Consider the following 24,972-nt stretch of genomic DNA (forward strand, 5'->3'; position numbering starts at 1 on the left):
GATAGCGCCTTTTGTGCAATTTCTTCCAATGCGACAAAAGGCGCGTCGCTTCCGTGCTAGACTGGCCCCGGCCGGGGTGATGATAGTCGCCCCATTCAAGACTCCATCCAACGGGCGGCAACACGTGCGGTTTTCTGTCTTTTCCCTGGCGCGCAATGCGCTGCGTGGTCATCAGGACTGGCCCGAGCAATGGCGCTCGCCCGAACCGAAGGCCAGCTACGACGCCATCATCATCGGCGCCGGCGGGCATGGCCTCGCCACCGCCTATTACATGGCTGCCGAGCATGGCATGACCAATATCGCCGTGCTCGAAAAGGGCTGGCTGGGCGGCGGCAATACCGGCCGCAACACCACCATCATCCGCTCCAACTATCTGTGGGAGGAGAGCGGCAAGCTCTACGACCACGCGATGAAGCTGTGGCAGAACCTGTCCCAGGTGCTGAACTACAACGTGATGTATTCGGCCCGCGGCGTGATGATGCTGGCGCACAATGTGCACGACATCCAGGTCTTCAAGCGCCATATCCATGCCAATCGCCTGGCGGGCATCGACAATGAATGGCTGACGCCGGAAGAGGCGAAGGAATTCTGTCCGATCCTCAACATCTCCAAGGACATCCGCTATCCGATCATGGGCGCCGCCCTGCAAAGGCGCGGCGGTGTCGCTCGCCACGACGCGGTGGCTTGGGGCTATGCCCGCGCCGCCGATGCGCTGGGCGTCGACATCATCCAGAACTGCGAGGTTACCGGCATCCTGCGCGATGCCTCGGGCGCCGTCTCCGGGGTGGAGACCTCCAGGGGCACGATCCGGACCAAGAAGCTCGGCGTCGTCGCCGCTGGCAACACCTCGGTGGTCATGGACATGGCCGGCGTGCGCATGCCGCTGGAAAGCTATCCTCTACAGGCGTTGGTGTCGGAGCCGTTGAAGCCGATCATGCCCTGCGTGGTGATGTCGAACACCGTGCATGCGTATATGTCGCAATCGGACAAGGGCGACCTCGTCATCGGTGCCGGCACCGACCAATATGTCTCCTATTCGCAGACGGGCGGCCTGCACATCGCGGCCCACACGCTGGACGCGATCTGCGAGCTTTTCCCGGTGGTGCGCCGCACCCGCATGATGCGCAACTGGGGCGGTATCGTCGACGTCACGCCCGATCGCTCGCCCATCCTCTCCAAGACCCCGGTACCTGGCCTGTTCGTCAATTGCGGCTGGGGCACGGGCGGCTTCAAGGCGACGCCGGGCTCGGGCCACGTCTTCGCCCATACGGTGGCGACGGGCGAACCCCATCCGATCGCCGCTCCCTTCACTCTCGATCGCTTCCGCACCGGACGCCTGATCGACGAAGCGGCCGCCGCCGCCGTCGCGCACTGAGGACCGTCATGCTGCTCATTCGCTGCCCTTATTGCGAACAGGATCGCCCGGAACTGGAGTTCCGCAACATGGGCGAGGCGCATATTGCCCGCCCCGCCTTCGCCGACAATCCGACGGACGAGGTCTGGGAAAGCTTCCTCTACACACGCTCCAATCCCAAGGGGCTGATCGCCGAGCGCTGGCGCCATGTGCATGGCTGCGCACGCTTCTTCAACGCCGTGCGCCATACCGTGACCGACAAGTTCGTGAAGACCTACAAGCAGGGCGAGCCCAAGCCCGATCTGGCGGCGCTCGCCGCCGAGCTTGCCGCCGCCACGCCCTCCAATAAGGAGGCGCGCGCGTGACCGCCTCTCTCCGTACGGCGGCCGGTGGCCGCATCGATCGCGCCAAGCCGATCAACTTCACCTTCGACGGCATCGCCTATCAGGGCGTGCGTGGCGATACGCTCGCCTCCGCTTTGCTCGCCAATGGCGTGCACCTGATCGGCCGCTCCTTCAAATATCACCGGCCGCGCGGCATCATGTCATCAGGTTCGGAAGAGGCGAATGCGATGGTGACGGTGATCCGGGATGCCGGACGCACCACGCCCAATCTGCGCGCCACGCAGGTCGAGCTCTATGAAGGCCTCGTCGCGACAAGCCAGAATCGCTGGCCTTCGCTGAAATTCGATGCCGGCGCCGTCAACGACGCGATGTCGCCCTTCCTGGCCTCGGGCTTCTACTACAAGACCTTCATGTGGCCGCAGAGCTTCTGGAAGAAGGTCTACGAGCCCAGAATCCGCGCTGCCGCCGGCTTCGGCGAGGCGCCCAAGGTGGCCGATCCCGACCGCTACCTCAACCGCTATGCCCATTGCGACGTGCTGGTGGTGGGCTCCGGCCCGGCGGGCCTGGCGGCCACCATCGCCGCGGCCGAGACCGGCGCCTCTGTGATCCTGGTCGACGAGCAAGCCGAACTCGGCGGCTCGCTGCTGACGGAAACCACGGCCACCATCGAAGGCCGGGCGGCGCGCGACTGGGCCACCGACATCATCATGTCGCTGGCCCTCAACGATCGTGTCAGGCTGATGCCGCGCACCACCGCCTTCGGCTGGTATTCGGACAATTTCGTCGCGCTGGCCGAAAGGCTGACCGACCATGTGGCCCAGCCGGAAGCCCGCACGCCGCGCGAACGGCTCTGGCAGGTGCGCGCCAAGCAGGTCGTCATCGCCGCCGGTGCGATCGAGCGTCCCCTGGTGTTCCCGGAGAACGACCGTCCGGGCATCATGCTGGCCGATGCGGCCCGCACCTATGTCAACCGCTACGGCGTCAAGCCGGGCAACCGCGCGGTGGTGTTCACCGCCTGCGACACTGCCTATCAGGCCGCGCTCGACCTCAAGGCCGCCGGCGTCGAGATCGCCGTGATCGCTGACATTAGGCCTGACGGCGGTGCGCTGGTCGGTGCTGCCCGGGAGGCCGGCATTCGCGTCAACCTCGGCGCGACGATGATGGGTACCAGCGGGCGCTTGCGTGTCAATGCGGTCAGGCTTGGCCGGGTCGCCACGGATGGCGTCAGCGTCAGTGATCGTGAGACCGTCTCCTGCGATCTTGTGCTGATGTCGGGCGGCTGGACGCCGACGGTGCACCTGTTCTCGCAGTCGCGCGGCAAGCTGCGTTATGACGAAGCCAAGCAGATCTTCGTGCCGGGCTTTGCCCGCGACGAGGAGCGCTCGGCCGGCGCCTGCCGCGGCGTGTTCGACTTCGGCGCGGTGATCAATGACGGCTTTGCCGCCGGCCACGAGGCCGGGCGCGATGCCGGTTTCGACAGGGGCGCGCTCAAGACCTTCGACGTCGATGGCGAGACCTCTCCCGCAGGGTTCTACACCGGCGCCTTGCCGCATGACCGCAATGCCGCCAAGGTCAAGGCCTTCGTCGACTTCCAGCACGATGTCACCGCCAAGGACATCAAGCTGGCGACGCGCGAGGGCTTTCGCTCGATCGAGCATGTCAAGCGCTACACCACCACGGGCATGGCGACCGACCAGGGCAAGACCTCCAACATCAATGCGCTGGCGATCGCCGCCAAGGCTATTGACAAGAAGGTGCCGCAGGTCGGCCTGACAACTTTCCGCCCGCCCTATACCCCGACCAGCTTCGGCCTGTTCGCCGGCACGGCGCGCGGTGACTTGTTCGATCCCGTGCGTAAGACCCCGATGCACGAGGCCGAGGTCGAATTGGGCGCGGTGTTCGAGGATGTCGGCCTGTGGAAGCGCGCCTGGTACTATCCTCGGGCCGGCGAGAGCATGCATGACGCGGTCAATCGCGAGTGCAAGACGGTGCGCGACAAGGTCGGCATGTTCGACGCGACCACGCTTGGCAAGATCGAGGTCGTCGGCCCGGATGCGGCGGAGTTCATGCACCGCATCTATGTCAACCCGTTCATGAAGCTGGAGCCGGGCCGCCTGCGCTACGGCATCATGACCCGCGACGACGGCTTCGTCTATGACGACGGCGTGGTCGGCCGCATGGCTCCGGACCGCTTCCATGTCACCACCACCACGGGCGGGGCGCCTCGCGTGCTTTCGCATATGGAGGACTATCTCCAGACCGAGTGGACCGATCTCAAGGTCTGGTTCACCTCCACCACCGAGCAATGGGCCGTCATCGCCGTGCAGGGTCCGCATGCCCGCGACGTGCTGGCGCCCCTGGTCGAGGGTATTGACATCTCCAAGGACGGCATGCCGCACATGTCGGTGAAGGAGGGCCGCATCTGCGGCGTGCCCACCCGGCTGTTCCGCATGAGCTTCACCGGCGAGGCTGGCTTCGAGGTGAACGTGCCGGCGGCCTATGGCCGTGCGGTGTGGCAGGCCATCCATGCCGAGGTCGTCAAATATGATGGCTGCGCCTATGGCACCGAGGCGATGCATGTGCTGCGCGCCGAGAAGGGCTACATCATCGTCGGCCAGGACACCGACGGCACGCTGACCCCGGACGAAGCTGGCGTCGGCTGGGCCGTGGGCAAGGCCAAGGCGGACTTTGTCGGCAAGCGCGGCCTGATGCGGCCTGATTTGCAGGATCCCAACCGCAAGCAGTTCGTCGGACTCGCCACCGTCGATCCCGGCGTGGTGCTGGAAGAGGGCGCCCAGATCACCGAGGTGGCGCAGCCCGCCCTCGGCGAGCATGCCCTTGGCCATGTCACCTCGGCCTATTGGAGTGCCAATCTCGGCCGCTCCATCGCCCTCGCCAATCTCGAGCGTGGCCGTTCGCGCTATGGCGAGACGGTCTATGTGCCGATGCCCGGCGGCTCGATCGCCGTGACGGTGGTCGACCCTATCTTCATCGACAAGGAAGGAGCGCGGCTCAATGGCTGATACTGCAACCCGCCGCGATCCGCTCGACGGCATCGCGCCGATCACCGCCCGCAGCCGCCTCACCATCGAGGCGGCGCCACGCGGCGCCCGTCTGGTGCTGCGCGGACCGGACAGCGCTGCGGCCGCGGCCGGCCAGGCCTTCGGACTGGCCCTGCCGACTGCAATCAACACCGCCACCACCGACGGCACGCGCACCGCCTTCAAGCTCGGCCCGGACGAGTGGCTGCTGCTTGCGCCGGAGAATGGCGAGGCCGAGGCCTATGCCGCCATCGAGGCCGCCGTCCAGGAGCCCCATTCGCTGGTGGATGTCAGCCACCGCAATATCGGCGTCCTGGTCTCGGGTTCGCTGGCCGCCGATGTGCTGAATGCCGGCGTCATGCTGGATCTCGACCCCAAGGCCTTTCCCGTCGGCACCGCCACGCGCACGCTCTACGCCAAGGCGGAGATCGTGCTGTGGCGCAAGGGTGCGAGCGATTTCCACGTCGAGGTCTGGCGTTCCTTCACCGACTATTTACATGGCCAACTCGAGCAGGCCGCGCGGGAATATGTGAAGTAACCTTCCTGGGACCGCTGGCTTTTAGCCGGCTCTTTCTCTCCAACCGACGGTGCGTTTCCAAGAGCCGGCTGAAAGCCGGCTCCCAGAAAGAGTCACCGCCTATTTGTTGCGGTGGCGGACCTCAAGATGTGGCAGGCCCCAGCAGGTCAGGCCCATATCGGCGGCCATCATGCCCAATCCCTCGGTTTCGATCTCTCCGAAGCTGGAGGTTTCGATATAGGCCTTGGTGCCACGCGCCAGTGGATTGCGCTCGCCGTAATAGAAGGGCGGAAAGATCAGGCCGTCGCGATGGATATCGGCCCTCACCAGCAGCACGGTGCCGCCGACCGCATCGAGCGGAACGATCTCACCCTCCTCTCGCAGATGCTCCAGATAATATTGGCCGTGGTCGCGCCAGCCATTCTTGTCGAAGGTCGGGCCGCCATAGCGCAGTACGCAATGGGGCTGAAGGATGTCCCTGTCGTAGGACAGCAGCGTCTCGATCAGGTCGGCGGGAAATTCGACCACGTCGACATCCAGCCACAGCACCCAGTCCTCGTCCGCGAGGGCATTGAAGAGCAGGTGGTTGCGGCTGCGGGCAAGCACGGCGCGCCGCTGGGTCTGGATGTCGGGCGCCCAACGGGGGACGTTGTCGGGAATGTGGAAGGCGAAATCCTTTATCCAGAAGCCGGTTCGCCTGAATCGCCTGGAGAGCTTGTCGGCGATGGCCCGGAAAGCTTCCTGCGTGCCATCGCGGCTGTCGCTCTCCAGAAAGCCGAGCGAAAGCGCCTTGCTCGGATAGGTCAGGCGTTCGAGGTTCTGCAGGTAGGTTTCCGCTAGATCGGCAGCGTCCTTGATAGGGGTCAGGATGAGAACCCTGGGCGGGTTGTGGCGAGAGGCGGTGCGGCTTGGACGGGAGGTCATGCTTCCATCCTGATTCAGCTTGAGCCCGACCGCAAGGGCCCCGGCCTCCATGGCGGGGGAAGGAAAGGCGTGGCGCTGGCTTTTCGAGCGGTTATCCCCGCAGCAGAGCAAGCATGGCTTCGGCCGTCGCGGTATCGGTCACGACGGCGTTGATCAGCCTTGCCCGTACGGCGCCGATGATCGACTTCGCCTTGGCGGGGGAAACGGCCACGCCGATGACGAGAGGGACGGCCCGCAATTGCTCCGGCGACACCGCGATCAGGCGCTCGTCGCCGTCCCAGGGCACCAGATTGCCCTCCTCGTCGAAATAATGCCGGATCACGTCGCCAGCCGCCTGCACCAAAGCGCGTTCGCTCGAAGTGGCGGCGCCGGCGTGCACCGGATCGACCCCATGCGGCAGGCCGACACCCACCAGGGCGGCATCGATGCGGTCCCACAGCGCGATCTGGTCGCGGATGGTGGGATCGTTGACGAAGGCGTCGCGATATTCCTGCGACGGCAGATAGGGCGCGTGGATGAATTGGGGCGTGCCGCCGAGTTGCTCGGCCGCCAGCCGCACGAATTCGCTGATCTGGAAATGGGGGGCCGGCTGCTGCATGCCGCCGGTCGCGGGCACCGTGATCACGCCCGGTATGCTGGGCAGCCCGGCGCGGATCACCTCGCGGATGGCGCGGCCCCAGCCGATGGCGAGCACCGAGCCGTCCTTCAGCCCGGCTTCCTTCAGCAGCGCGCCGATGGGCTGGGCCAGCGACGCCAGCAATCCGACCTCGCTGGTCTCCACCAGCGCCGCCCTATGCAGGCCTAAGGCCTCGACGAGCTCGCGGGTCAGGTCCTCGGGAGCGGTGAAATCTCGGATCTCGATGCGGACGATGCCTTCATCCCGCGCGCGGCGGAGCAGCCGCGAGATGGTCGCCGTCGACAGGCCGAGGCGCCGGGCGATCTCGACCTGCGACAGGTCGGACTCATAGTGAAGGCGCGCCACCATGTGCAGCGTCTTGCGGGTGGCCGAGGCGTCGCTGGTCAGGCTGTCCGACAGTTTGCAATTCCTTTCAGAAATATGTTACATCGATGATGACAGAGAGGGAAGAACATCGCTGACCGGTCTCTCGGCCTGCCATCGCAAGATCGCTACCCGCTCGACAGGAAACAAGCAACGGCCGCGATGGAAGCTGCCGAGGCAAAGGGAGAAGAACGCCATGGCGGCGATGACGACGGCGGAATATCGCGGCTACCGGCAGATCTGCGGCGGCAATGGCGCCATGATGGTGATCGCCTGCGACCAGCGCGGCGGCATGCGCACCATCCTGGCGAGCGACCCGGCCGACCAGGCGGCGATCAGCGATGCGATGCTCGGCGAGACCAAGGCCGACATCGTGCGCCATCTCGCCAACGAGGCGTCCTGCGTACTGCTCGATCCTCTCTGCGCCGTGCCCAAGGTGGTGGACGATGGTGTGCTGGCGCGGGACGTGGCGCTGCTGATCGGGCTCGACGCGTCCGGCTTCGACCGCTCGCCGGAAGGCTATCGCCTCTCGCGCCTGGTGCCCGGCATCGATGCCCGCCGCGTACGCGAGCTCGGCGGCACCGGCGGCAAGATCATGGTCTATCTGCGGGCTGACAGGCCCGAGGCCAACGCCCACAACATCGAGATCCTGCGCCGCTGCATCGAGGATTTCGCCCGCGAGGACCTGCTGCTGGTGGTGGAGTTCCTCACCTATGACCTGCCCGACGAAAGCCGCGAGGATTATGCGGCCAAGATCCCGGAACTGGTGGTGGAGGGCACCCGCATCTGCCTCGATCTCGGTTCGAAAGTATTGAAGCTGCCATTTCCCGGCCATGCGGAGGCCTGCGCCGCGGTTTCCCGCCTTGCCGGTGGCGTGCCCTGGGCCGTGCTGTCGGCCGGCGTCGACCATGCGACCTTCCTCGGCCAGGTCGAGACCGCGATGCGCAACGGCGCTTCGGGCGTGATTGCCGGCCGGGCGCTGTGGAAGGATTGCATCTCGCTCGACCGCGCGGTGCAGGCCGACAGGCTGCGCAACGTCGCGGTGCCACGCCTGCGCGAGATCCAGGCGGTGATCGAGCGACATTTCGTCAAGGCGCAAGCCGCCTGAGAGGCCGGTCATGCCAAGCAAGTCCGAGGTTGAGCCCGAGACGATCGGCATCGATATCGGCGGCACCAATCTGAGGGCCGCGCGGGTGGCGGCGGGAGGCGAGATCCTGCAACGGCTCGCCGAGCGCACCGTGGCGGAACCCCTGGCCCTCGTCGACAGGCTGGCCGAGATGATCGACCGCCTCGACAGTCCCGCCGTGGGCAGTATCGGCATCGGCGTGCCCGGCCGGGTGGATGCGCTGCGCGGCGAGGTTCTCTCGGGCGGCTATGTCGATCTGTCGAGCGTGCCGCTCGCGTCCGTGCTGGCCGAACGTACCGGCAAGCGGATCTTCGTCGACAATGACTGCAACATGGCGCTGGTCGGCGAAATGGCTGTCGGCGCGGCGCGGGGAAGCGCCAATGTGGCGATGCTGACGATCGGAACCGGTATCGGCGGCGCCGTGGCGCTGGAGGGCAGGGTGTTGCGCGGCCGGCGCAGCGCCGGCCAGTTCGGCCATGTCACCGTCGATGTCGGCGGCCTGCCCTGTGCCTGCGGCCGGCGCGGCTGCGTGGAGACCACTAGTTCCGGCACGGCGCTGGGGCGGCATATCCGCGAAGCCGGCCTGCCGGCGGACATCACGGCCGGCCAGTTGCTTGGCCTTCGCCTCGATGGGGACAGGCAGGCGGAGGCCGTCATCAGGGCCTGGGCCGAGCCGCTGCGCGCCGCCATCGACAGCCTGGTGGCGGCCTTCGATCCGGCGCTGGTCCTGCTCGGCGGCGGGCTCGGCAAGGCCGCTGAGGTTGCCCTGCAGACCGTGCCGGCCTTGTCGGCCTGGTATCAATGCCCGGTTGCCGCCGCGACGTTGGGTGACGATGCCGGCGTGATCGGGGCGGCCCTGGCCGGCAGGCGGGAAGCAGGTCCATGAAGAAGGCCTTGCGCATGAAGAAGGCGGTTCTGGTCAACGGCGTTCCCGCCAGCGGCAAGAGTTCCATCGCCCGCTTCGTCGCCGATGCGCGCGGCTGGGCCATTCTCGGCCTCGATACGGTAAAGGAGCCGTTCTTCGACCATCTTGGCGTGGGCGATCGCGACTATAACCGCAAGCTCGGCCGGGCGAGCTCGCAGGCGATCTGGTCGATCGTCGGCGAAGCACCCGATGGCATGACCTTCGTGGTGGACGCCTGGTTCGGCTTCCAGCCCCGCGAGGTGCTGGAAGATTATCTTGCCCGGGCGGGGATCGGCCTCACGGCGGAGATCTGGTGCCATGCCCCACCGGACATCCTGGTGGAACGCTATCGCTCGCGCCTGTCATCCCGCCATCCCGGCCATCCCGGCGAGGCCTTCCTGCCCGAACTGGTGGCATTGGCGCAGCGCGCCGAACCGCTCAGGCGCGGTCCGCTGTTCGATATCGACACCGCGGCAGGCTTCGACGAAGCGGAACTGCTGGCCTGGCTGGATCAGGTTTTGGTCGGGTGAGCGGTATGCCTCGCATCGTGCGATGAGACCGCCATGCTCCCCCGCGAACAGGGGCAGATACACATCCGATGCTTCGAGAACGAAGCGTGGGTGATCCTTCCCCGGTTTCGGGGAAGTCCGGAACATCTTCGAAAGTGAAGATGTTCCTGTCGTCGCTGCGGAGCAGTGACGGAAGGGGGGAGGAGCGCTTCGAGGGCAATAGAATGGCAGGTCGTGCCACTTGCCCCCACTCGACCTCGCTTCGCGAGGCCGCCTTCCCCGAAACCGGGGAGGGATTATCCGGCTTTATTCGGCCTGGCCGAGTGCTATGCGGACTCCTGGCCCTAGCGCGAGAAGCCCGGTCCGACTGCAGGCGTACTCAGACGCCCAGCATCAGCTGGATGTTCTGCACGGCCGCGCCGGAAGCGCCCTTGCCGAGATTGTCCAGCCGCGCCACCAGCACCGCCTGGCGATGGGCTTCGTTCGGGAAGACGCGAAGCTCCAGCCGATCGGTGTCGTTGAGCGCTTCCGCCTCGATCTTGCCGGCACCGTCCAGCGGCTCCACGCTCAGCAGCTTGGCACCGGCATAATAGTCGCGAAGGATCGCATGCAGGTCCGCTGCCTTCGGCTTGCCCGGCAGCGTGTCGAGATGCAGCGGCACCGAGACCAGCATGCCCTGGCGGAAATTGCCGACGGAAGGCACGAAGATCGGCCGGCGCGTCAGGCCGGTATAGGCCTGCAGTTCCGGCACATGCTTATGCTCGAGTGTCAGGCCATAGAGTTCGAAGGACGGCGCGGTACCGGCCTCATAGGCCTCGATCATCGACTTGCCGCCGCCGGAATAGCCGCTCACCGCATTGACGGTGACGGGATAGTCCTGCGGAATCACGCCGGCATCGACCAGCGGCCGCAGGAGGGCGATCGCCCCGGTGGGGTAGCAGCCGGGATTGGCGACATGGCTGGCGCTTGCGATCCTGGCGGCCTGGTCCGGCGCCAGTTCGGCAAAGCCATAGACCCAGCCGGGCGCGACGCGATGGGCGGTCGAGGCGTCCAGCACCGTGGGCTTATGGCCGCCGAGCTCGCCGATCAGCGCCACCGTTTCCTTGGCGGCGGCGTCGGGCAGGCAGAGCACCACGAGGTCGACTTCCGCCAGCAGTGCCTTCTTCGCCGCGACGTCCTTGCGCAGTTCGGGCGCGATGCTACGCAGGGAGACACCGGCCACCGACGCCAATCGCTCGCGGATGCCGAGGCCCGTGGTGCCGGCTTCGCCGTCGATGAAGACGGTACGGACGGCGCCGGCCTGGTGCGGCTTTTCGGCGAGATCGGAGAGGGCGGCCATGTCTGATCCTCCTTTGAGGAGAGGCGGGCTGTCGGGAACGCTGGCTATATCGGAGCAAGAGGTGTCACTGTCAATGTCGGATCGATGGGGCAGGTCCTTCCCGGGGCGCGCGGATCATACCCTGATCCTCATCTTCGGAACGACGAGGTAACAACTTACGCTGTGGCGACGAATATCGTTACAGCGGCTGGAATCACATGTTTTAGCGCAAAAAGTGTGGTTTTCGGCACGCTCACTTGATTTGGCTCCGCTGCCGGAGCGGGTCATAGTCCTGTTCATGCGGAGCGGCGACAGGCCGTTTCCGCCATCCAGCAACAGAAGGAAACTCCCATGTCCGTGTTCACCAAGGCCAGCACCGCCTTCGCTCTCGCCGGCGCCGTCGCCAGCGCCGCCGCTTTGCTGTCGGCTCCCGCCAGGGCCGACGATTCCAAGGAGAAGTGCTACGGCGTCGCCCTCAAGGGCCAGAACGACTGCGCGGCCGGTGCCCATTCCTGTGCAGGCACGTCGACGATCGACTATGACGGCCAGTCCTTCAAGCTGGTGCCCAAGGGCAGCTGCGTCACCATGAAGACCCCGACGGGCATGGGCTCGCTGACGCCCGTCAAGAGCTGATATCGAGCTCGCGGGGGCTCTCGTCGCCTCACGGCGATGGCTCCCGCGCCCTCCCCATCTCGGAGAACGCCATGAGCAAAGCAACCAGCAAGACCCTGCCATTGCGCGCCGGCGCCGGGCTCAAGCCAGAGCATGTCAAGACCATTCTCGCGACCCGGCCCGACATCGGCTTCTTCGAGGTTCATGCCGAAAACTACATGGGGGCGGGCGGCCCGCCGCATGCCCAGCTTCGGGCCATCTGCGAGAACTACTCACTGTCGCTGCACGGCGTCGGCCTGTCGATCGGCGCGGCGCGGCCGCTCGACAAGGATCATCTTGCCCGCCTGAAGCTGCTGGAACAGCGCTATCGCCCAGCGAGCTTTTCGGAGCACCTGGCCTGGTCGAGCCATGAGGAGGTCTTCCTCAACGATCTCCTGCCGGTGCCCTATACCACCGAAACATTGCAGCGTATCTCCGACCATGTCGACGAGGTGCAGGAGACGCTGGGGCGGCGCATGCTTCTGGAGAATCCCTCGACCTATCTCCTGTTCGAGGAGAGCACCATCGAGGAGACCGACTTCCTGGCCGGGATCGCCCGGCGTACCGGCTGCGGCCTCTTGCTCGACATCAACAATGTTTTCGTCTCCGCCACCAATCACGCGACCTCGCCCGAGGCCTATCTCGATCGCTTCCCGCTCGATCTCGTCGGCGAGATCCATCTTGCCGGCCATGCCGAGACGGTCGACGATGCCGGCGCGCCGCTCTTGATCGATGCCCATGACCGGCCGGTGGCCGACCCGGTCTGGGCGCTCTATGAACGCGTCATCGCCCGGACCGGGCGGCTGCCGACCTTGATCGAATGGGACAATGACGTGCCGGACTGGCCGGTGCTGGCCCGCGAGGCGGCGCTTGCCGAGGCCGCGATGGCACGGGTCATGCGAGCGAGGGCCGCCTGATGCTCGCCAAGATGCAATCCTCGTTCCGGCAGGCCGTGCTCGACCCGGCCGCCGCGCTGCCACAGGGGCTCGCCGCCCATAATGGCGTGGCGCCGCACCGGCGCTTCGCCGTCTATCGTGACAATGTCGCGCTTAGCCTCGCCGCGGCACTGGAGAGCCGCTTTCCGGCCTCGATCGCCATCGTCGGCGCCGACTTCTTCCGGGCCCTCGCCATCCGCTTTGCGCGCGAGCATCCGCCGCGCTCGCCGCTGCTTCTCGATTACGGCGATCATCTGCCGGCCTTTACCGAAGCCTTCGAGCCGGCGCGGGCGGTCGCCTATCTGCCCGACGTGATGCGCCTGGAGATTGCCCGGGCCCAGGCCTATCACGCCGCCGATGCCGAGCCTGCCTCGCCGGCCGCCCTCAGCGGCCTCGATCCTGCACGGCTGCACGAAGTGCGGGTCGAGATCCATCCGGCGGCGCGTCTCCTGCGTTCGGCCTTCCCGGTGGCGACGATCTGGCAGATGAATGCCGGCGGCGAGGCGCGGGAGATCGCGGATTGGTCCGGCGAAGACGTGCTGGTGACCCGTCCCCGCCTCGATGTCGAGGTGCAGATCCTGCCGCCGGGCGGCCATGCCTTCCTGGCCACCCTGCTGGCCCGGCACCCCTTGGAGGCGGCGGCAGAGGCTGCTTTCGCCGAAACCCCTGATTTCGACCTAGCCGCCGCCATTGCGGGGCTGGTTGCGGCCGGCATCGCCCGCCGCTTCGAGATCTGAACCTGCCGGAGAGTGTTGCCATGACCCGCACGACATTCGCATCCCCCGGCCCGGCAGCACCGGGATTGGCGGATCGCCTGATCCACCTCTTCACGCTGATCCCGCATTGGCTGATCGCCCTGATCGCCCGTATCGCCCTGTTCCGGGTGTTCTGGTGGTCGGCGCGCACCAAGGTGGCTGACGGCACGCTGTTCTCCCTGTCGGACAGCGCCGTCTATCTCTTCCAGGAAGAATACAAGCTCCCGCTGCTGCCGCCGGAGCTCGCCGCCCATCTGGCCCTGCTGGGCGAGAGCGTGTTCTCCGTGCTGGTCCTTATCGGGCTGGCGACGCGGCTCGGCGGCCTCGGCCTGTTCGGCATGGCGCTGGTGATCCAGCTCTTCGTCTATCCCGACCATTACAACGAGCACCTGCCCTGGATGGTCTGCGCCCTCTATCTCGCCAAGTTCGGCGGCGGCTTCTTCTCCCTCGACGCCCTGATCGCCCGCTGGACCGGCCGCAAGGTCGCGTTCGCCTGAGGTGAGGCGGCGTTGCCTATGCGCCGATGTCGCTTTGCCTGACCTTGGCATAATGCCGGCTGGCCTTGGCGCGATTGCCGCAGGTGGCCATGTCGCACCAGCGGCGGGTACCGCTCTTGCTTTCGTCGAGGAACAGGAAGCGGCATTCGGGATTGGCGCAGCGCCGGATGCGGTAACGCTCGGCGGCGGGAATGAGATCGCCGGCCGACCATAGCACCGGGGCGATCAGATAAGCGGCGGCTGGTTCAAAGGCGCCGATGGTCCAGGCATAGCCTTGTTGCGAGCGGACCAGACAGTTTCGTGGCGGGGCCTGTGCGATCGCCTGCGCCAGGTCCAGGAAGTCCTGCTCCTCCACCCCCCGGTTCTGCGCAACCGCTGCGAGGCTGCGGTAGAGCGTCTCCCGAAGCCTGATGGCTTCGTCGAAGAGCCGGTCCGCCGCCGTGGGATGCGCCTTCGACCAATGCGTCGCCTGTTCGGCCAGCCGAGGTACCTCGTCACCCTGCCGCGCCGTCCAGGCCAGCAAGTCCGCCATGCCGTTCAACCGCTCGACGGGCTTTTCCCGGCCCCGCCAGGAGCGGGTATTGGCATAGTCGATGCAGAGATCGGCGCGCACCGGAGCAATCAGCAAACTCGCTCCCTCCCTCTGGCCTCTGGGGCTACCCGCCGGGTTTTCGATCAACGCTGACGGCTGCTGGGTATTTCTAACCCCCATAGGGGTTGACGGTCAAGGCAAGGAGGTCGATGCTATAACCATCATGATGGTTATAAATTCCTGATGAAGCCGATGCGAGGAGGGCGCCATGCTGACCGAAGCTCGCAAAGCCGTGCCGAAAGACCAACAGCGATCCGTTCCCCACGCCAGGGCACAAGCCGCAATTCCGCTCTGGGCGATGCTCGCGGCCCTCTCCGCGGTGGCGGCCATGAGCCAGGCCTTTCGTACGGTCGCAACCCTGTTCGCCAGCGAGTTGCAGCGGGAGTTTGGCGCCTCCACCCAAGAGATCGGGCTGTTCGCCGGCGCCTTTCATTTGTCCTTCGCGGTGGCGCAGATTCCCATCGGCGTCGCGCTCGACCTTTTCGGTCCGCGCCGTACCGTCAGCGCGGCATTCCTGCTGGCCTGCGCCGGCTCCTTCCTGTCCGTGTTCGCGCCGAACCTGCCCGTGCTCGTCGCCAGCCAGGTGCTGATCGGCATCGGCTGCGCGCCGGCTTTCCTCGGCGCCATCGTCTTCGTCACCAACCGCTATCCAGCCTCGCAATTTGCGCGGCTCTCCGGCCTGGTGCTGAGCTTCAGCGGCATCGGCATGCTGATCACCGGCACACCGCTCGCCTTCGTGGTCGAAACCTGGTCCTGGCGGGCTGGCTTCCTGGTGCTGGCGATCCTGTCGGCGATCGTCCTGGCCGCGAATGTCCTGCTGGTTTCGGACGAGAGGGTCGAACCCGGTCGTGAGCGCAAACGTCCGGGGCTGCTCGCCGCCTTTGCCGAGATAGGTCCCCTTCTCGCGCAGAGGCATACGCTCGGCATCCTGCTGCTCGGCGGTGTCTCCTATGCCGCCTTCCTCACCTTACGCGGTCTGTGGGCCGTGCCGATGCTGATGGACCGGCACGGCTTCGGCCTCGTCGTCAGCGGGCACATCATGCTGGCGACCTCGGTCGCAGCCCTGCTCGGTCCACCCGTTTTCGGCCTGCTCAAGCCCGGCAATCGCGGCCGGCGCTACTGGATCGTCGCCAGCGCGGCCCTTTGCATTGTCGCTTTTGCGGCCTTGGCCGGGCAGTCGTCGAGCCTCGTCGATGTCATCGCGGTGGTCCTGCTCGGATTCATGACCGGCCATTTCATCCTGCAATATGCCGATGTCCGCGCCGCCTATGTCGAGGAGGTCGCCGGCCGGGCCTTCGCCGTGTTCAACACCGCCATCTTCCTCGGCGTCGCCGTGATGCAATGGCTGACGGGACTGGTGGGATCCTTCGCGGCGGCCCAGGATGCCGATCCTTTCACGCCCGTCTTTGTGGTGATCATCGTCCTGTTGGCCGCCGGCATCGCCAGCTTCGTCCTGCTGCCCTGGCCGCGCGGCAAGGGTTGGGAGCGCTGACACGTCGCACCGGAAAGCTTGCCTCTTCCCCCTTGCGCATCAGGCCTGGAGCGCTCTACTTCAAGGCATGAATTTCGCCAGCGACAATTGGGCTGGAGCCAGCCCCAGGATCATCGAGGCGCTTGCCCGCGGCGCCGATGGTATCGCCCCTGCCTATGGGCAGGATGATCTTACCCGTGAATTGAAGGCACGCCTCGCCGATCTGTTCGGCCGCGAGGTCGGCGTGCTCTTCGCTGCCACCGGCAGCGCCGCCAATTCTCTGGCCCTGAGTGCCCTCAGCCCGCCTTATGGCGCTGTCTATGCCTATGAAGAGGCGCATATCGTCGGCGACGAGGCCGGTGCGCCTGAGTTCTTCACCCAGGGCGCGCGCTTGGTGCCGATCGCCGGCGCCGGCGGCAAGCTGACCCCGGCCGGGTTGGAGGCCACACTGGCACGGGGCTCGGGCTCCGGCTCTGCCATCCCCAAGCCGGCCGTGCTGTCGATCACCCAGGCAACGGAAAGCGGCACGGTCTATCGCCGGGGCGAGATCACCGCCCTGACCGAGATCGCCCGGGCACGGGGCCTCAAGGTGCATATGGATGGCGCGCGCTTCGCCAATGCCTTCGCCTTCCTCAAGAAGGCCGATGGCATCAGCCCCGCCGACATCACCTGGAAGGCGGGTGTCGATGCCCTGGCCTTCGGCCTCACCAAGAATGGCGCTCTGATGGCCGAGGCTGTCGTGCTGTTCGAGCCGGAGAAGGCGGCCGAGATCGAATGGCTGCGCAAGCGCAGCGGTCATGTCGTCTCCAAGGCCTGGCCGATCGCCGCGCAGTTCCTGGCCATGCTGGAGAACGATCACTGGCTCGATCTCGCTCGCCACGCCAATGGCATGGCGGCGGCTTTGTCGCAGGGCCTCGTCGCGGCGGGTCATCAACTCGGCTATGAGACGCAGGCCAACGAAGTCTTCGCCGTCCTGCCGAAGACCGTGATCGCCCAATTGAGGCAGGCCGGTGCCCGCCTCTATGAATGGCCTGTTCACGGCCTACAGGCTGACAGGCGGCCCGCCGCCGATGCGGACTTGGTGCGCCTGGTCACCTCCTTCGCGACGAAGAGCGAGGAAGTCGAAAGGTTCTTGAAGCTGGTGGGGTAGGGGGAACTTTATTGGCGAATGCCGCCAATAACGCCCGGCTCACTGAGTTCAAGCCTTCAAAATATAACGTTGTCCCCTTCTCCCCTCGCGGGAGAAGGTGCCCCGAAATGGCGGATGAGGGATGAAACTCGACTTGGATGGGGGATAACACCCCTCATCCGTCATTGCTCCGCAATGCCACCTTCTCCCGCAAGGGGAGAAGGCTTGTCGCGGTCCGCCTCACTTATCCTTCAACACCAGCGCGCTGGTCAGGTCGCCGAGCAGCTTCTGCTTGCGGGCGGCCATCGCCGAGTCGCGCACGGTGATGCCGTGCAGGGTCGGCAGCTCGAAGCGGCGCGTGATGAAGCGCAGGATCGAGGTGGTGTCCATCGGGGTGTGGTCGACAATGCCGCGGCGCGCATAGGGCGAGACGATGATGGCCGGGATGCGCGAGCCGGGACCCCAGCGATCGCCCTTGGGCGGGGCGACGTGATCCCACAGGCCGCCATTCTCGTCATAGGTGACGACGACCAGCATATGCGGCCATTGCGGGCTCTTCTCGAGATGGGCGATCACATCGGCGATATGGGCGTCGCCGGCCTGGATGTCGGCATAGCCCGAATGCTCGTTGAGGTCGCCCTGCGGCTTGTAGAAGGAGACCTGCGGCAGCTTGCCGGCGTCGATCGCCTTGATGAATTCCACACCCGCCAGGCCGCCGTCGCGCAGATGCTCGGCCCGGGCCGCAGTGCCCGGTGCGAAGCTGGCGTAATAATTCAGCGGCTGATGGTGATACTGGAAGTTCGGGATCGGCGTCTTGTTGCCGTGGTCGAGCACGTCCTGCCAGGCCCCGCTATACCAGGCCCAGGTCACATGCTTGAGACTGAGAAGATCGCCGATGGTCGGTTCGGTCTGGGGCGGCAGCGTCGTCGGCTTGGCAGGATCGGCCAGCGCCTTGTCGCCGCCCTTCACTGGGTCGTTGCCGCTCGGCTGATAGGGCGGCTGCATGGTGTTCACGGCATAGAAATCAGGCGTGAGATTGCCGTCGCCGGCATATTTCGGGATGCCGTCCATCGCCGATTTCGGCGAGTTGGCGGCGGGCTTGAGCGTCACCCCATCGGGCTCGACCACCGCGATCGAGGGCTTGGCGGGGCTGGTGTCGGCATTGGGGTAATAGGGCGCGCAGGCGCAGACCAGCCATTGATGATTGAAGAACGAACCACCGAAGCCGCCCATGAAGAAATTGTCGGCCAGGACATATTTCTGGGCGACCTGCCACATCGCCGTTTTCGAGCCGTCCCACAGGCTCATTACCAAGGCGCCGGAATCGGCATAGGCGACAAATCTGTCATTGCGCCCGCCATTGATCTGCATCTGGTTCTGGTAATAGCGGTGCCAGAGGTCACGCGTAATCGTGCCGTAGCTGAGGTTGAAACCCTTGGAGTCATCCGCATGGAAGGGGAGGTTGGGCAGGTGCTCGGTCTCGGCCTGGGTGACCGGCGGTGTCACGCCCTTGGCGGTCAGACCTTCCCAGATCGGTGGCAACTGGCGGAAGGGCTTGCCGTCGCGATCACGCTGGATGCGCGCGCTTGCGGGTGCTTTCGCCACGCCGTTGGCGCCCGGAAAGCTGCCATAAAGATTGTCGAAGCTGCGGTTTTCCGCATAGATCACCACCACGGTGTCGATCAGCTTCAGATCCTCGGACGTTCCGGGCGCAGGCTTGGCTTTCTGGCCTGAAGCGCTTTCGGCAGCCAGCGCCGGCCCGAACGCCGCGATGGAAAGGCTCAACGCGTACACGACCGCCGCAGGTTTCATGCGCATCTGGGTCTCCTGCATCGATTTGCTTGTTGCTATCGTTCCCCTCAGCCCCTCATCTTATCCGGGCTGGCGGCGGAAGCCACCCCCGATCGCAATGAAGGAATGCAGCCATAAGCTTTCTTTGCAACAGGCGTGTGAGGCGGTTGGGCGGAGCCCTGGGGCTCGCCCTGCCGTTGCTGGCGATGACCTCGGTCCAGGCCGGCCAAGACGTGTCCCGTGCGATGTCGCGCGCGCAAGTACGCCAGCAGGCGCAGGCCCTCGGCGCCCTCGGCCGCTCCCTCTTCTTCGATCCCTCCCTGTCGGGGTCGGGCAAGCTTGCCTGTTCCTCCTGTCACGATCCCGCCCATGCCTTCGGGCCGGTAAACGATCGCGCGGTGCAGCTCGGCGGCGGCGACATGCATCGGTCCGGTGTGCGTGCCGTGCCCTCCTTGAAATATCTGCAGGTGGTGCCGCCCTTCACCGAACATTTCTACGATTCCGAGGATGAGGCCGACGAGAGCGTCGACAACGGCCCCACGGGAGGCCTGACCTGGGACGGGCGTGTCGACCGCGGCGCGGATCAGGCCAGGATTCCGCTGCTCTCGGATTTCGAGATGGGCAACCGGGATGGAGCCGAGGTGGCCCGCCGCGTGCTCGCCGCTGGGCATGGCAAGGCCATCGCCGCCATTGCCGGGCCGAAGGCGGCCGGCGATCCCGCCCTCGTCTACAAGACCGCCCTCAAGGCGCTCGAAGTGTTCCAGCAGGACTACCGGACCTTCTATCCCTATTCGAGCAAATATGACGCAGTTCTGGCCGGCAAGGCCGAGCTTACGCCCCAGGAGGCTCGGGGACTGGACCTGTTCAACGCGGCGGACAAGGGCAATTGCGCCTCCTGCCATATCAGCCAGCGCGGCAATGACGGCACGCCGCCGCAATTCACCGATTACGGCCAGATCGCGCTGGCCGTGCCGCGCAACCCCGACATTCCCGCCAACAAGGATCCGGCCTATCACGATCTCGGCCTGTGCGGGCCGCTGCGCACCGACTTTCTGAAGCGCGAGGATTATTGCGGCCTGTTCCGTACGCCGACCCTGCGCAACATTGCCCTGCGCAAGACCTTCTTCCACAACGGCACCATGCATTCCCTGCGCGATGCCGTGCGCTTCTATGTCGAGCGGGAAACCCATCCGGAACGCTGGTATCCGCGCAAGGCCGACGGCAGCATCGACAAATATGACGATTTGCCCGAAGCGGCAAAGGCGAACATCAACACCGACCCGCCCTTCGACCGCAAGGCCGGCGACGAACCGGCGCTGACACCGGCGGAGATCGACGATGTCGTGGTCTTCCTAGGCACGCTCACCGACGGCTATGAGCCGGCAAAGTGAGTATCGGATCGAAGCGACGGCCCTCTGGCCTGCGCTTCATGCGGTTCAGCTTCCCGCGGACTGGCCCGGCAGACCCAGCAGGCCCGTGACCGCCTCGGCGCCCTTGCCGGAGGCGGAGACTTCGCCATTGTCCCGGACTTCCAGCGCTGCGCCGTTGGAGAAGCTGAGGGACCAGCCGTCATCGCTGTCGTTGCGGCGTCGATCGGTGAGTTCGATACCGGCCGCGGAAACCAATGCAATGGCCTTGTCGATGTCCATGGTCGTCACCTCTCGTGCAAGATGCCCCGGATCTTTCCCCCGGTCAGTTGGATCGCGAAGCCGCGGCAAGTCAAGGAGAAAGGGCCGACCTTGGGAGGTTGGGGCGTGCCATCCTACCGTAACGGCATATCAAGTGTCGAAAGCATCGGGTTTTTCGGCAGGGCCCTATCGCCAGAAGGCGATATTCGTGTCATGGCTGCGGCCATTGCCCTCATCCGGGCATGACGCCTTTCTGCCGTGAGGAATCGATGCTGAAGACCAGCCTTAGTCTCGCTTTTGCCCTTCTGGTAAGTGCCGCCCAGGCCCAGGATGCAGCGCCTGCCAAATCGCCGCTGCCCGGCGGGGCCTCCTCCATCCAGGAGAGCTATGAGGACTGGCGCGTGCTCTGCAATGTCGTCAACAATGCCAAGCAATGCGCGGTTCAGCAGGTCCAGAGCGATACCAAGACCGGCCAGCGCGTGCTGGCGGTCGAGCTGAACCCCACGGCGGATGGCGGTACCACCGGCAATCTCGTGATGCCGTTCGGCCTGCAATTCGATGCCGGCGTGTCTCTCGCCCTGGATGCCGGGATCAGCGGCAAGCCGCTGAACTACAAGACCTGCATCCCCGCGGGCTGCCTGGTGCCCCTGGCACTCGATGCCAACACCATCACGGCGCTCAAGGCCGGCAAGCAGCTCAAGCTCACGGCCAAGTCGGTCGACGACAGCGTGAAGCCGCTCGTCTTCACGGTTTCGCTCAAGGGGTTCGGCCCGGCACTCGACCGGGCGGCTACCATCTTGAAGTAGTACCAGCCCGCATTGGGGCGACTCTCCCTGGGATCGCAGGCGTCCTACCCATAGGCGCTAACTTAGCGGCCAGAGGCGCAGGTAGCGTGGAGGGTCGATCTCCACAGCTCCATCAATTGATGGAGCGAGATCGACCACCTTTGTCCTCTATCTCGCTCGCCATTTCCAAGATGGTCGACCTGGAGATCGACCCTCCAATCTGGTGCCACCACACAAAGTTAGCGCCTATGGGTATCCTGCCTGCCCTTGGAAGCGCTTCTTCAGGTGGATAGGAAGAGCGGGCAATCGCGACATGCAAGCATGTCGCTGAAATGCCTGCGATCCCAGGAAGGGCAGTATGGGCGACTATTTTCCCGTCAGACCCAGCCCTGCAATTCGCGCGTGACCACATGTTCCAGCACGCGCTGGCCCTCGGGGCTGTCGTTGAGGCAGGGCAGATAGGCGAAGTGCTCGCCGCCATTGTGCTGGAAGATCTCCTTGTTCTCCTCGCCGAGCTCTTCCAGCGTTTCCAGGCAGTCGGCCACGAAGCCAGGCGCCACGATGGCGAGGCGCTTCACGCCGGATTTGGCCAGCCCTTCCACGGTCTCGTCCGTATAGGGCTTGAGCCACTCCTCCTTGCCGAAGCGGGACTGGAAGGTGATCTTGAAACGGGCCTCGTCATAGCCGAGCGCCTCGCGCAGGAGCCGCCCCGTCTTCATGGCAAAGCAGTAATAGGGGTCGCCCTGGATCAGATAGGTCTTGGGCACACCGTGGAAGGAGGCCAGCAGCACCTCCGGTTCGAAGTCGAGCTTGGCGAGATTCTGGCGCACGGAGCTGGCCAGGGCCTCGATATAGACGGGGTCGTCATGCCATTGCGGCGCGATGCGCACGGCCGGCTGCCAGCGCAGGGTCATCAGATGTTCGAAGGCCTTGTCGCACACCGTGGCGCTGGTTGCCGCCGCATATTGGGGGTAGAGCGGCACGATCAGGATGCGGTCGCAGCCCTTGGCGCGCAGGGCGTCGATGCGCGAGGCGATGGAGGGATTGCCGTAGCGCATGGCAAAATCCACCGTCAGGCGGGAATCGGCGGCGAAGGTCTCGGCCAGCTTTTCGGTCTGGCGCTGTGTGATCACGAGGAGCGGCGAGGCGTTCTCAGTTTTGTCCCAGATCGAGGCATATTTGGCGCCGCTCTTGCCGGGCCGCGTCGTCAGGATGATGCCGTTGAGCAGCGGCCACCACAGCAGGCGCGAGACCTCGATGACCCGCCGGTCGGACAGGAATTCCTTAAGGTAGCGCCGCATCGGCCAGTAGGTCGGCGCGTCCGGGGTGCCGAGATTGACCAGGAGAACACCGATCCTTCCGCCGACCCCGACGGGATGATCCGCCGGAACGGGAAGAGCGCTTGCTAGGTGAGAAGTCATGCCGGGTCCTTTCCAGGCCTTTCAACAGGCTGGGCGTCTGGCTTGCAACAGATTTGTGCGGGCGCGACGCCATGGCGCCTGGCGACCCGGTGAAACCACTGGGAATCGCAAACACCTGTCCAAACAAGGCGCTGAAGCGAAACAGCGTCGCCGCTCCGACGCGCATTGCGCCGGCGGCCGCATTCCTACGAGCAATTCACTTGCAGGAACCGGCCAGGCCCGCTTATCTTTCTGCCATGAGGACCGACGCCATCGAAATCCGTCTGGCTCGCCCGGACGACGCCCATGCCATCGCCGATGTGCATGACGTCGCTTGGCGTTACGCCTATCGTGGTGTCATTCCCGGCCGTGAGCTCGAGCGCCTGGTCGAGCGGCGTGGTGCCAAATGGTGGCGCTATGCCATCGATCGCAAGACCCGCATCGTGGTGATGGCCTTTGGCGGCGTAATCGCCGGCTATGCCACCTATGGCCGCAACCGGGCCGTCGGCCTGCCCTATCAGGGTGAGATCTTCGAGCTTTACCTGCGTCCGGAATATCAGGGCATCGGCCTGGGCAAGCGGCTGTTCAACGCGGTGCGCCGCGATCTCAACGGCCATGACGTCAAGGGCATGGTGGTCTGGGCGCTGGCCGACAATGTGCGGGCCTGCGATTTCTACCGGCGTCTCGGCGGCCAGTCCGTCGACAGCATGGTGGAGCGCTTCGGCGACGTTAAGTTGCAGAAGATCGCCTTCGGCTGGGCCGCCTGAACGAGGCCTGGGCTGGTTTGCATTTTTGCCGGCGGTTCGATCGGTCGATGACCCTCTTGTTTCCCATCACCTTTCCGAGCGCGGTCATCAATTCGATGGCGGTCGACTTTCTTCATTGCCGGAAGGCACGACCGCCCAGGGATGTGCGAGCGAGGCATCAGGTAGCCCGAGGTGCCGGTTACGCATTTGTAATCCTCGGTATCATCATGGCGGTCGATAAAAAATCCAGCGTATAGTTCTGCGGACGTGTAGAGGCGCAAGTCCTCCTTTCGAGATTCCTCAGATGACCGATACCATTTCTATAATAAATGGTATGAATATCTAGTTTTTAATAATTCTAATTCTAATCTAAAGTGTTTGACGGGAACTTCTCGGTGAGCCTAGAGATCGGGTGTTCAATCAATCCCTTGGCTGAAGCCAACCGATAGAGGTTCTGATGAGAGTTTTCCTGCCGCATCGCCGTGCAGCCCTCGCGGGGGCCGTCGCCCTTGCCGCTGTTTTGTTCGCTGCTCCCCTGGGCGCCCAGGCCGAGGATGCGGGCATCACGGTCTATAATGCGCAGCATGAAAGCCTGACCAAGGCCTGGGCCGAGGCCTTCACCAAGGAAACCGGCATCAAGGTGACGCTCCGCAATGGCGGAGACACCGAACTCGGCAATCAGCTGGTGCAGGAAGGCGACAAATCGCCCGCCGATGTCTTCCTCACCGAGAATTCGCCGGCCATGGTGCTGGTCGACAACGCCAAGCTGTTCGCGCCGCTATCGGCCGAGACGCTGGGCGAGGTGCCCGAGGCCTTCAAGCCCTCGCATGGTCGCTGGATCGGCATCGCCGCGCGCACCACGGTGTTCGCCTACAACAAGACCAAGCTGACCGAGGACAAGCTGCCGAAGTCCCTGCTCGATCTGGCCGATCCGGCCTGGAAGGGCCGATGGGGCGCGGCGCCGGCCGGCGCCGACTTCCAGGCCATCGTCAGCGCGCTGCTGGCCCTGAAGGGCGAGGAAGCCACGGCGACCTGGCTGAAGGGCATGAAGGCCAACGTCAAGCCGTTCAAGAAGAACGGCATCGCCATGAAGGGTGTGAATGACGGTGAGGTCGAAGGCGCGATCATCTACCAGTACTACTGGTTCGGCGACCAGGCCAAGACCGGCGAGAACTCCAAGAACGTTGCGCTGCATTACTTCCGCAACCAGGATCCGGGCGCTTTCGTCAGCATCTCGGGTGGTGGCGTGCTCGCTTCCAGCAAGCACAAGAAGGAAGCCGAGGCCTTCGTGAAGTGGGTTGCCGGCAAGGGCGGTCAGGAAATCCTGAAGACCGGCAATTCCTTCGAATATGCGGTCGGCAAGGATGCCGCTTCCAATGCCAAGCTGGTGCCGCTGGCCGATCTGAATGCTCCCAAGATCGACCCGGCCCAGCTCAACAGCAAGAAGGTCAGCGACCTGATGACGGCGGCCGGCCTGCTCTGAGCGACCGCACACCGCGCCGCGCCGATATGGCGCTGCCGACATAAACCTGACATCATCGCGCCTCCGGCTCTG

At 65.2% G+C, this 24,972-nt stretch carries 24 protein-coding genes; 17 read left to right on the forward strand and 7 right to left on the reverse strand.

Annotated features, from left to right (window positions below; genetic code table 11):
• Positions 1 to 79: 79 nt before the first annotated feature.
• The 4 genes from ACR9ZN_RS24290 to ACR9ZN_RS24305 are packed head-to-tail and all read left to right on the forward strand — an operon-like array spanning position 80 to position 5,277.
• Positions 80 to 1,375 carry a sarcosine oxidase subunit beta family protein gene (locus ACR9ZN_RS24290; RefSeq protein ID WP_454811668.1) on the forward strand — a complete coding sequence of 432 codons (1,296 nt, stop codon included), beginning with the start codon at positions 80 to 82 and terminating at the stop codon, positions 1,373 to 1,375.
• A gap of 8 nt (positions 1,376 to 1,383) precedes the next feature.
• Entirely contained in the window at positions 1,384 to 1,719 is a 336-nt protein-coding gene (locus ACR9ZN_RS24295) for a sarcosine oxidase subunit delta (RefSeq protein WP_454811670.1), read from the forward strand.
• Entirely contained in the window at positions 1,716 to 4,721 is a 3,006-nt protein-coding gene (locus ACR9ZN_RS24300) for a sarcosine oxidase subunit alpha family protein (protein WP_481273392.1), read from the forward strand. Before ACR9ZN_RS24295 ends, ACR9ZN_RS24300 begins: the two co-directional genes overlap by 4 nt.
• Positions 4,714 to 5,277, forward strand: a complete 564-nt coding sequence (locus tag ACR9ZN_RS24305; protein ID WP_434958990.1) for a sarcosine oxidase subunit gamma — start codon at positions 4,714 to 4,716, stop codon at positions 5,275 to 5,277. Before ACR9ZN_RS24300 ends, ACR9ZN_RS24305 begins: the two co-directional genes overlap by 8 nt.
• Before the next feature lie 99 nt (positions 5,278 to 5,376).
• Here ACR9ZN_RS24305 and ACR9ZN_RS24310 read toward each other — a convergent pair whose 3' ends face one another.
• Both ACR9ZN_RS24310 and ACR9ZN_RS24315 read right to left on the reverse strand, forming a co-directional pair.
• Entirely contained in the window at positions 5,377 to 6,180 is an 804-nt protein-coding gene (locus ACR9ZN_RS24310; RefSeq protein WP_481273395.1) for a glycosyltransferase family protein, read from the reverse strand.
• 91 nt (positions 6,181 to 6,271) lie between these two features.
• On the reverse strand, positions 6,272 to 7,165 hold the full coding sequence (locus tag ACR9ZN_RS24315) for a sugar-binding transcriptional regulator (protein ID WP_434958992.1): 894 nt from the start codon (positions 7,163 to 7,165) through the stop codon (positions 6,272 to 6,274).
• A 211-nt stretch (positions 7,166 to 7,376) separates the two neighbouring features.
• Between ACR9ZN_RS24315 and ACR9ZN_RS24320 the strand changes: the two genes are divergently transcribed.
• From ACR9ZN_RS24320 to ACR9ZN_RS24330, 3 genes are read left to right on the forward strand one after another with little or no spacing between them, the layout of a single operon-like run.
• On the forward strand, positions 7,377 to 8,288 hold the full coding sequence (locus ACR9ZN_RS24320; protein WP_454811676.1) for a tagatose-bisphosphate aldolase: 912 nt from the start codon (positions 7,377 to 7,379) through the stop codon (positions 8,286 to 8,288).
• Positions 8,289 to 8,298: 10 nt separating this feature from the next.
• Complete coding sequence (locus ACR9ZN_RS24325) at positions 8,299 to 9,192, forward strand: ROK family protein (RefSeq protein WP_481273397.1); 894 nt, start codon at positions 8,299 to 8,301, stop codon at positions 9,190 to 9,192.
• Positions 9,189 to 9,740, forward strand: a complete 552-nt coding sequence (locus ACR9ZN_RS24330; RefSeq protein ID WP_481273399.1) for a P-loop nucleotide/nucleoside kinase family protein — start codon at positions 9,189 to 9,191, stop codon at positions 9,738 to 9,740. Before ACR9ZN_RS24325 ends, ACR9ZN_RS24330 begins: the two co-directional genes overlap by 4 nt.
• Before the next feature lie 358 nt (positions 9,741 to 10,098).
• Here ACR9ZN_RS24330 and argC read toward each other — a convergent pair whose 3' ends face one another.
• Positions 10,099 to 11,058, reverse strand: coding sequence for an N-acetyl-gamma-glutamyl-phosphate reductase (gene argC, locus ACR9ZN_RS24335; protein WP_481273401.1), 960 nt, complete (start codon positions 11,056 to 11,058; stop codon positions 10,099 to 10,101).
• Positions 11,059 to 11,388: 330 nt separating this feature from the next.
• On the opposite strand from argC, the gene ACR9ZN_RS24340 reads away from it, so the two are divergent.
• From ACR9ZN_RS24340 to ACR9ZN_RS24355, 4 genes are all read left to right on the forward strand, one after another.
• Positions 11,389 to 11,670: a BufA1 family periplasmic bufferin-type metallophore gene (locus ACR9ZN_RS24340; RefSeq protein WP_149252839.1), complete on the forward strand. Its 282-nt coding sequence runs from the start codon at positions 11,389 to 11,391 to the stop codon at positions 11,668 to 11,670.
• Between the two features lie 71 nt (positions 11,671 to 11,741).
• On the forward strand, positions 11,742 to 12,605 hold the full coding sequence (bufB, locus tag ACR9ZN_RS24345) for an MNIO family bufferin maturase (RefSeq protein WP_454811683.1): 864 nt from the start codon (positions 11,742 to 11,744) through the stop codon (positions 12,603 to 12,605).
• Positions 12,605 to 13,360 carry an HvfC/BufC family peptide modification chaperone gene (locus ACR9ZN_RS24350; RefSeq protein ID WP_481273404.1) on the forward strand — a complete coding sequence of 252 codons (756 nt, stop codon included), beginning with the start codon at positions 12,605 to 12,607 and terminating at the stop codon, positions 13,358 to 13,360. Before bufB ends, ACR9ZN_RS24350 begins: the two co-directional genes overlap by 1 nt.
• Before the next feature lie 20 nt (positions 13,361 to 13,380).
• On the forward strand, positions 13,381 to 13,875 hold the full coding sequence (locus tag ACR9ZN_RS24355; RefSeq protein WP_434958999.1) for a DoxX family protein: 495 nt from the start codon (positions 13,381 to 13,383) through the stop codon (positions 13,873 to 13,875).
• Between the two features lie 16 nt (positions 13,876 to 13,891).
• Here the strand turns inward: ACR9ZN_RS24355 and ACR9ZN_RS24360 are convergent, their stop codons facing one another.
• Positions 13,892 to 14,503, reverse strand: coding sequence for a CGNR zinc finger domain-containing protein (locus ACR9ZN_RS24360; RefSeq protein WP_481273406.1), 612 nt, complete (start codon positions 14,501 to 14,503; stop codon positions 13,892 to 13,894).
• 172 nt (positions 14,504 to 14,675) lie between these two features.
• On the opposite strand from ACR9ZN_RS24360, the gene ACR9ZN_RS24365 reads away from it, so the two are divergent.
• Together ACR9ZN_RS24365 and ACR9ZN_RS24370 are read left to right on the forward strand one after the other, a co-directional pair.
• The gene (locus tag ACR9ZN_RS24365; protein ID WP_481273408.1) at positions 14,676 to 15,959 is read left to right on the forward strand and encodes an MFS transporter; all 1,284 of its coding nucleotides are present in this window, start codon (positions 14,676 to 14,678) and stop codon (positions 15,957 to 15,959) included.
• 67 nt (positions 15,960 to 16,026) lie between these two features.
• Complete coding sequence (locus ACR9ZN_RS24370) at positions 16,027 to 17,088, forward strand: threonine aldolase family protein (protein WP_481273410.1); 1,062 nt, start codon at positions 16,027 to 16,029, stop codon at positions 17,086 to 17,088.
• A 219-nt stretch (positions 17,089 to 17,307) separates the two neighbouring features.
• Here the strand turns inward: ACR9ZN_RS24370 and ACR9ZN_RS24375 are convergent, their stop codons facing one another.
• On the reverse strand, positions 17,308 to 18,879 hold the full coding sequence (locus tag ACR9ZN_RS24375; protein WP_454816629.1) for an acid phosphatase: 1,572 nt from the start codon (positions 18,877 to 18,879) through the stop codon (positions 17,308 to 17,310).
• Positions 18,880 to 19,064: 185 nt separating this feature from the next.
• On the opposite strand from ACR9ZN_RS24375, the gene ACR9ZN_RS24380 reads away from it, so the two are divergent.
• Positions 19,065 to 20,249: a cytochrome-c peroxidase gene (locus ACR9ZN_RS24380; protein WP_481274391.1), complete on the forward strand. Its 1,185-nt coding sequence runs from the start codon at positions 19,065 to 19,067 to the stop codon at positions 20,247 to 20,249.
• A gap of 45 nt (positions 20,250 to 20,294) precedes the next feature.
• Here ACR9ZN_RS24380 and ACR9ZN_RS24385 read toward each other — a convergent pair whose 3' ends face one another.
• Complete coding sequence (locus ACR9ZN_RS24385) at positions 20,295 to 20,507, reverse strand: hypothetical protein (RefSeq protein WP_454811694.1); 213 nt, start codon at positions 20,505 to 20,507, stop codon at positions 20,295 to 20,297.
• 248 nt (positions 20,508 to 20,755) lie between these two features.
• On the opposite strand from ACR9ZN_RS24385, the gene ACR9ZN_RS24390 reads away from it, so the two are divergent.
• Positions 20,756 to 21,292, forward strand: a complete 537-nt coding sequence (locus ACR9ZN_RS24390) for an invasion associated locus B family protein (RefSeq protein ID WP_434959004.1) — start codon at positions 20,756 to 20,758, stop codon at positions 21,290 to 21,292.
• 356 nt (positions 21,293 to 21,648) lie between these two features.
• Here the strand turns inward: ACR9ZN_RS24390 and hemH are convergent, their stop codons facing one another.
• Complete coding sequence (gene hemH / locus ACR9ZN_RS24395) at positions 21,649 to 22,692, reverse strand: ferrochelatase (protein ID WP_481273413.1); 1,044 nt, start codon at positions 22,690 to 22,692, stop codon at positions 21,649 to 21,651.
• Between the two features lie 236 nt (positions 22,693 to 22,928).
• Between hemH and ACR9ZN_RS24400 the strand changes: the two genes are divergently transcribed.
• Together ACR9ZN_RS24400 and ACR9ZN_RS24405 are read left to right on the forward strand one after the other, a co-directional pair.
• On the forward strand, positions 22,929 to 23,438 hold the full coding sequence (locus tag ACR9ZN_RS24400; protein WP_434959006.1) for a GNAT family N-acetyltransferase: 510 nt from the start codon (positions 22,929 to 22,931) through the stop codon (positions 23,436 to 23,438).
• A 436-nt stretch (positions 23,439 to 23,874) separates the two neighbouring features.
• The gene (locus ACR9ZN_RS24405; RefSeq protein ID WP_481273415.1) at positions 23,875 to 24,900 is read left to right on the forward strand and encodes an iron ABC transporter substrate-binding protein; all 1,026 of its coding nucleotides are present in this window, start codon (positions 23,875 to 23,877) and stop codon (positions 24,898 to 24,900) included.
• Positions 24,901 to 24,972 lie beyond the last annotated feature (72 nt).

It is taken from the genome of Labrys sp. HAY1-8F, assembly GCF_056754975.1.